General features: G+C 55.5%; 7 protein-coding genes and 1 pseudogene. All 8 read right to left on the bottom strand.

Annotated features, from left to right (window positions below; genetic code table 11):
- Nucleotides 1-228: pseudogene (locus Q7J88_RS12220) on the bottom strand (hypothetical protein); the annotation flags it as partial.
- Nucleotides 225-1220 (bottom strand): lipopolysaccharide heptosyltransferase II, encoded by a 996-nt coding sequence (waaF, locus tag Q7J88_RS12215; RefSeq protein WP_303722511.1) that lies wholly within the window; start codon nt 1218-1220, stop codon nt 225-227. The pseudogene Q7J88_RS12220 and the gene waaF, both read right to left, overlap by 4 nt.
- Nucleotides 1221-1267: 47 nt before the next feature.
- On the bottom strand, nt 1268-1465 hold the full coding sequence (locus Q7J88_RS12210) for a Trm112 family protein (protein ID WP_303722510.1): 198 nt from the start codon (nt 1463-1465) through the stop codon (nt 1268-1270).
- Nucleotides 1466-1521: 56 nt separating this feature from the next.
- Complete coding sequence (lpxK, locus tag Q7J88_RS12205; RefSeq protein WP_303722509.1) at nt 1522-2601, bottom strand: tetraacyldisaccharide 4'-kinase; 1080 nt, start codon at nt 2599-2601, stop codon at nt 1522-1524.
- A 6-nt stretch (nt 2602-2607) separates the two neighbouring features.
- Complete coding sequence (locus tag Q7J88_RS12200; RefSeq protein WP_303722508.1) at nt 2608-3903, bottom strand: 3-deoxy-D-manno-octulosonic acid transferase; 1296 nt, start codon at nt 3901-3903, stop codon at nt 2608-2610.
- Nucleotides 3884-4555, bottom strand: a complete 672-nt coding sequence (locus Q7J88_RS12195) for a lysophospholipid acyltransferase family protein (RefSeq protein ID WP_303722507.1) — start codon at nt 4553-4555, stop codon at nt 3884-3886. The genes Q7J88_RS12200 and Q7J88_RS12195 overlap by 20 nt, the downstream gene beginning before the upstream one ends.
- Nucleotides 4552-6291: an ABC transporter ATP-binding protein gene (locus Q7J88_RS12190; RefSeq protein ID WP_303722506.1), complete on the bottom strand. Its 1740-nt coding sequence runs from the start codon at nt 6289-6291 to the stop codon at nt 4552-4554. Before Q7J88_RS12190 ends, Q7J88_RS12195 begins: the two co-directional genes overlap by 4 nt.
- A partial coding sequence (lpxB, locus tag Q7J88_RS12185) for a lipid-A-disaccharide synthase (protein ID WP_303722505.1) occupies nt 6288-7090 on the bottom strand: 803 nt, incomplete at its 5' end. The genes lpxB and Q7J88_RS12190, both read right to left, overlap by 4 nt.

The following is a 7090-nucleotide window of genomic DNA, read 5'->3' as shown; positions in this document are numbered from 1 at the left end:
CTTCCAGCCTTCACGCAACGCGGCAAACCTTCCCTGCTGCCGCCAGCTTTTCGTAGCGATGCGATGCACCATGCGCAGCAACGGATGACCATCGAGCAGAGGTGCAAACCCCTCCTCGATCAGCCAGTCTATCTCCATGGATGGATCGGCACTCTTCAGCCAGGCCAGAACCGGCAAAGCATGGACCACATCACCGAGGGCGCTGGCCTTGATGATCAGAACCTTCATCGCGCCCTCTCCCAAAGCTCGCGGGCAGCAGCCAGTACCATATCGGCAGTGATGCCGGTCATGCAGCGATGATCGATCGGGCACTCGCGCAGCAAGCAGGGAGCACAGTCGACCGGAACGCGGACAATTAGGCAGTTGTCGGTGCGTGGCGAAGTGGTGGTGTGGTCGGTCGGGCCAAAAACCGCGACGATCGGCACGCCAAAGGCCGCAGCAATATGCATCGGTCCGGAATCGTTAGTGACCACGAGACGACAGTGATTGAGGATCGCCATCAGTTCCCTCACCGACGTCCGGCCGATCAGGTTGAGCGGCGTACGCTGCATGGCCTGCTCGATATCCCGCCCAATCTCGGTTTCACCCGGGCCGCCGGTCAGGACGATCTGCACCCCGAACTCCGCCGCCAGGCTGTCGGCCACGGCAGCGAAGCGTTCCGGAATCCAGCGTTTGGCGGCGCCATAGGAGGCCCCGGGATTCACGGCGATCCAGGGACCAGTGCCAAGAAGGACGCTCGCGCCCTTCTCTTCTTCGGCACTCAGAGCCAGACTCAGCCGATCGTCACCACCTTCAATCCCGAGTCCGCTCAGCATCTGCAGATAGTAATCGACGTGATGCAACCCGTGTTTTTTATCGACGGCCGGCACGCCGTGAGTCAGCAACATCCCCCGACCGTCAGTGCGGTATCCAGCCCGACTGGGAATGCCAGTAAGGAGCGCCATAGCGGCCGCCTCGAAGGCATTCTGCAGCAGGATTGCTAAATCGAAGCGCTCCCGGCGCAACTCGCAACAGAACCGCCAGAAACCAGCGACACCCGAGTGACTGTTCTTCTTGTCGAAGCGGATGACCTGATCGCAATCAGGATGAAAGGTGAACAACTCTGCCACCAGCGGGTTGGCGACCACGGTCACGCGCGCTTCCGAAAAGGTGGCGCGGATCGCCGCCAGAGCCGGAGTCGCCATGACAGCATCACCGATCCAGTTGGGCATCCGCACCATGATGCGAGATGCGGGTGGCAGCTTGAGTTTATGTTGCCGGGAAGACGTCACGCCTTGTCAGCAGGGTCAGAATTCTCTGCCAGCGAACGTGCCTCATCGATAAGCATGACCGGGATATCGTCGCGCACAGGATAAGCCAAGCGGCAGACATCGCACTGAATTTCCTGAGCAACCGAGAGATAGTTGACCGGACCCTTGCACTGCGGACAGGCAAGGATGTCGAGGAGATCTTTTGAAAGTGTCATAATTTTCATATCCTTCCGATGGCTTAAAACCTCGTGACAAAAAACCCCGTTATGCGTTACGGGTTCTTCGTCACGGTTCCAACAACCTCATCCAAGATTCTGTCCAACTTAACCCTGTTATCGAACTCCAGTTCCAGCGGCGCCACCAGACACTGGCAAAGGAACATTACGGAATTGAGTTTGACGGCATCCTTTTCTGTCGTAATACAGAACTTAACATTTTGACATGACTGTACGAGTTGATTCAACTGCTCACCGCAATAGTCCTGGTGATCGTCGAAGGCCCACGTTTCCACAAGCATCACGCCACGAGCGCGCAGTGCAGCGAAAAAATCTTCGGGACGAGCGATTCCGGCAAAAGCCAGAGCCTCAGTTCCATCAAGGATTGACCAGGGCACGGGAGCCCCATTCAAGGACCGCAGCATATCACCCAGGCGATGGCGACAGAATGCCACTGGCATTTCAAAGGGGATTTCCGGCCGGACTTGTGTGGCATGTGTAAAAATCACCAGACTTGCACGTCGCAGTGACGACGGAGGTTCTCGCAGAGGCCCGGCCGGGAGCATTTGACCATTGCCAAAGGGGGCCCTGGCATCGAGCAAAACGATGTCCACATCACGACGAACCGCAAGATGTTGAAAACCATCGTCGAGAATGATGACCTGCACCCCGGAGAGTTCCGCAGCCCGTACACCCAACGCGCGCTTTCTGGCAACATAGACCTGCAGCGCGGGGTTGCGTTGCGCCAATAGATACGGCTCGTCACCGGCCTCCTGAGCAGATAGCAGGACAACCCCATCACCTCTTGCGACACAACCGACATCTCCCTGAAAACTGCCGCCGTAACCGCGGCTGACCACCGCTACCCTCAAATCGCTGTCAAGCAGCTTTTTGACCACGGCGTCCACCACCGGTGTTTTGCCGGTGCCCCCCACCGTCAGGTTACCGATGGAAATAACCGGTACTGTTGCGCGATACGATCTTTTCAGACCAACTCTATAGAGAACTACACGCAACTTGACCAGCGCACCAAAGAGCAGAGCCCACGGCCAAAGCAAAATGAAAAACGCCCAACACTTAAGGTTGGACGGCTTTTGATCAATTATGGTCCGGTAGGTCTGTGCGAAGTCTTTCATGCCGAGTTAATGCTGTAAATGTTTGTCGATCACGGCCATAGTGCGTGCTGTAGCGCCACGATTCTGCAACAGTAAATTATAACCGTTTTCACCGATCCGCCTACGTTCGGCCGGGTTTTCAATCAGTAACCGCACCTGATGATAAAGATCATCTCGATCGGCAACGGACAACCCCCCTTGGGACTTGCGCATCAATCCAGCGATTTCTTTGAAGTTTTGCATGTGTGGCCCGTAAATTACCGGTTTACTGAGCAATGCCGCTTCCAGGATATTATGTCCCCCCACCGGCACCAGGCTACCGCCGACGAAGATAATATCGGCCATGGCATAAAAGGTCAGCATTTCCCCCACGGTATCGACCAGTAGCAATTCACCGGGCTGCAGTTCTTGTTCGCCACCAGTAATTGTTGAGCGCAGAATATGGCGCAGCCGCAAACGCCCCAACTCATCAACAACCTGCCGGACTCGCTCCGGACGGCGCGGGACGAGAATTAAAAACAACTGTGGGTGGATTTCGCGTAACTGCCGATAGACTTCAGCCAGCAGCGTCTCTTCACCGGCATGGGTACTGCCAGCGACCCAGACCAGACTATCCTTGGGCAGCAGAAACTTTTGTAGCAGTTCGTCGCGTGGGCGGGAAGCAACCACTGGTTCGGGCATGTCGAATTTGAGGTTTCCGGAAACCATGATCTGCTCAGGCCTTGCCCCCAGCAACCGGATGCGCCTGGCATCTTGGGCGGTTTGCATGCAGAACATGGTGATTCCGGCAAGAACTGGCTTGAGCAGGCGCCCTGCCATAAAATAACGCTTCAGAGAACGATCGGAGATTCTCCCGTTGACAACGATGACCGGAACTCCCTGCTGCTGGGCAGCATGAATAAAGTTCGGCCAGATTTCGGTTTCCATCAGGATAATAATGGACGGCCTGATGCGCTGTAGAACACGGCGAACGACCCAGCTAAGATCGAAGGGGAAAAAGATGCAATGGTCGACTTCCGGGACGTTAAGAGCTACTTCCCGACCGGTTTCAGTGACATGGGACAGGAGTAGGCAGGCCTCCGGGTATCGTTCACGCAGACTTTTAAGCAGCGGGGCGACCGCCCTGGTTTCACCAACGGATACCGCGTGGACCCAGATGATCTGGCGATCACGCAACTGCTCTGTGAAACCCTTGGCATAGGAACCAAGGCGCTCCCGGATCCCCCGACGAGTCTTGCCGTATCTGATGCCACGCAGCAGATAATAAGGGACTAGAACCAGCGCCGCGCAGCACAGAATCAGGTCATACAGCCGATAAACCATAACTTTTCAAGCGCTCCGCGGCACGACGATCATTATCTTCCATGGCAGCCTGTATCCGCGTGCGAAACTGCTCGGGAGTTTCGGTCGGGTTATAATACAGCGGCTCGCCAAAAGCGTAAACACCTCGCCCAAAAGGGTATGGCAACAGAAAACGATCCCAGGAGGCAAACCGGCGGCCATGACTGCAGGCAAACGCCATTGGCACCACCGGTCGACCGGTCAAACGTGCTAATTGAATCACGCCTTCTTTGACTTCGTGACGCGGACCTTTCGGTCCGTCCGGAGTGAACACAAGATCAAAAGGCTCCCGAGCTAAAGCAAGCATTTCGCGGAAGGCCGCCTTGCCACCACGAGTCGAGGATCCACGCACAGAACCGATATTAAAATACTGCATGGTTCTGGCAATCAGTTCGCCATCCTTTGAGGCGCTGATCATGACCCTTGCTCCCAGGCCGTGGTAACCGGTGGCCATCATGAAGAGTTGGTCGTGCCAAAATGCCAGAATCACCGATTGCTGTTTCTGCCAGAGAGACGCTAACGCTTCTTCCCCTATAGAATCGACCCGCTGGCACTTATGCACAAGATGGATCAGACGGGCCGCCAACCAGGGACCTGCAGACAAAACAATCCGCTGCAGGAGTGGCTCTTTCATTCCATATCCCTGAATTGCATGGCACAAAGCTTTTGATAAAGGGAACAGCGTTGCAGCAGTTCTTGATGAGGACCGATATCTTGAATCCGACCATCTTCAATAACCACAATCTTGTCAGCATTGATAATGGTCGACAGACGATGGGCTATAACGAAGGTCGTGCGGTTCTTCATCAGATTATTCAACGCCAACTGCACAGCGGCTTCACTTTCGGAATCCAGCGCACTGGTGGCTTCGTCAAGAATCAGAATCGGGGCATCGCGCAGAATGGCCCGCGCGATGCAAAGCCGCTGGCGCTGACCACCGGACAGCCGTACTCCGCGATCACCGATGCGGCTGTCAAAACCAGCAGGCATTTCAAGAATGAATTCCTCAGCAAAAGCCTTGCGGGCGGCGTCTTTGATCAACTCATCACTAGCATCACGGCGACCGTAGCTGATGTTGTTGCTGATCGTGTCGTTAAACAGGAATGTCTCTTGGTCCACCAAAGCGATCTGGTTCTTAAGGCTTTCCAGCGTAATCTTGCGTAGGTCCATACCGTCAATGGAGACACTGCCTTCCTGGGGGTCGTAAAATCGTGCCAGGAGAGCGGAAACCGTCGACTTGCCGGCTCCGGACGGTCCGACCAGCGCCACAACTTCACCGGGTCTGGCGACCAGGCTGAAATCTTTCAGCACTGGTTCCTCATCATAAGAGAAGGTGATTCGGTCGAAGATTACCTCTCCTTTGACATTGACAAGCGGGACGGCATCGGTAGCGTTGCGGATCTCGGGTACCTCATCAAGGGTTTCAAAGACTCGCTCAGCGGCACCGACTGAACGTTGCATCGTATTGCTGACCTTGGTCAATCGTTTAACTGGTCCATACATCAATAGGACCGAGGCACCGAAAGCAAACAGTTCCCCTTGGGTTATCGCCCCAGAGATGACCCGATGTAGGCCATACCAAAAAACCCCGGCAATCCCGAGAGATCCGAGCAATTCGATGGCCGGCGCCGAAATCGAATCATATTTAAGGGTTTTGCGGATAAACTTATAAAAAGCCAGATTTTCCGCACGGAAACGGTTATTTTCCTGCCATTCCGTGCCAAAGGCCTTGATCACCTTGATCCCGGCGATGCTCTCCTGGAGCACAGCAGTTAGCGAGGCCATGGTGGCCTGACTGCGCCGGGTATAATCCTTGATCTTGCGACCAATGACCGAAGCAGGGACAATTGCAGCGGGCAGGACAACGAATGCGACACAGGCTAGCTTCCAGTCGCTGTAAAATGCCGAAGCGGTCAAGCCGATCAGGGCAAACACCTCCCGAACCGTCTCGACCAGCACATCCGCAGCCGATCTTTGTAACATGCCAACATCGTTTAGAATCCTAGACATTACCCCGCCAGTAGTGTTGCGGGAGTAATAGCGCATCGACAGCCCCATCGAGTGTTCGTAAAGGTCGTTACGGATATCCTGAACCACCAACTGACCGGCAGTCTTGATGAAATACTCCTGCACATAGCGGCCGCCCCCCTTGATCAGGGCCAGCCCGATGATGATGAAAGGGACGAAATTAACGAGGTAATAGTTACCGGCACCCAACACCTTGTCCACCAGAGGGCGAACCAACTGCGCAGAGGCGACATCGACGCCAGCAACCGCCAGAGAGCCGAGCATGGCCAAACCGATTCGCCCGTAGTAGGGACGGGAATAACGCAACAAGCGGCGATACACCTGCAATGATGGCTTGTTCAACAGTTCACTCCCAAAGACTTACTCTCAGCTAAAAGCGATAAGAGCATTCTGGCCACCCGCTGCGAACAACCGGGATCGCCCAGTCGCTCACGCACAGCTGCCAGATCGTTTCTTATCTGATCACAGTAATGTCTGTTATCGAGAATCTCCAGTATCTCGCCGGCCAGATTTTCCGCAGTTGCTCTCTCCTGGATGAACTCGCGCACCACACCGTCGCCGGCAACGATATTGGCCAGCCCGATGTGCGGCACCTTGACCAGGCGTTTGCCGATGGCATAGGTCAACGGTGCCATTCGGTAGACGATGGCCATCGGCGTGCCGACCAGAGCGATCTGCAAGGTGACAGTGCCGGAAACTGCAAGGATCGCATCGCAGGCATTGGCCGCGTCGTAAATATTCCCTTCCACCAAGGTCACTGGCAAATTGCGGCTCGCGACGGCTGTTTCAAGTTCAGAGCGGTTCAGAGTCGCTGCCACTGGCAGCAGAAAAACCATATCTGGGCGCTGCCGGACAAGCAGCTCAGCAGCGTCGAGCATGACCTCGAGATTATAGTGCAGTTCACTGCGCCGGCTGCCGGGGAAAATACCCACCACGCTTCGTACCGCTGCAATATCGAGTCGTTGCAGGTATGTGTCACGTTCGACATCGAGGTGAAACTCGTCGAGCAGCGGATGGCCCACATATTCGACCTGGATCGGCAACCCCTTATACAACTCAGGCTCAAACGGGAAAATGGCCGCTAGCCGGTCGACGACTGCGGCGATCTTCTTCACCCTCCCCCGCCGCCAGGCCCAGACCT

It is taken from the genome of Malonomonas rubra (assembly GCF_003247215.1).
GTDB lineage: Bacteria > Desulfobacterota > Desulfuromonadia > Desulfuromonadales > Geopsychrobacteraceae > Malonomonas > Malonomonas rubra_A.
Note: the sequence above shows the minus strand (reverse complement) of the source record. Positions and strands in the feature narration are given on the sequence as shown.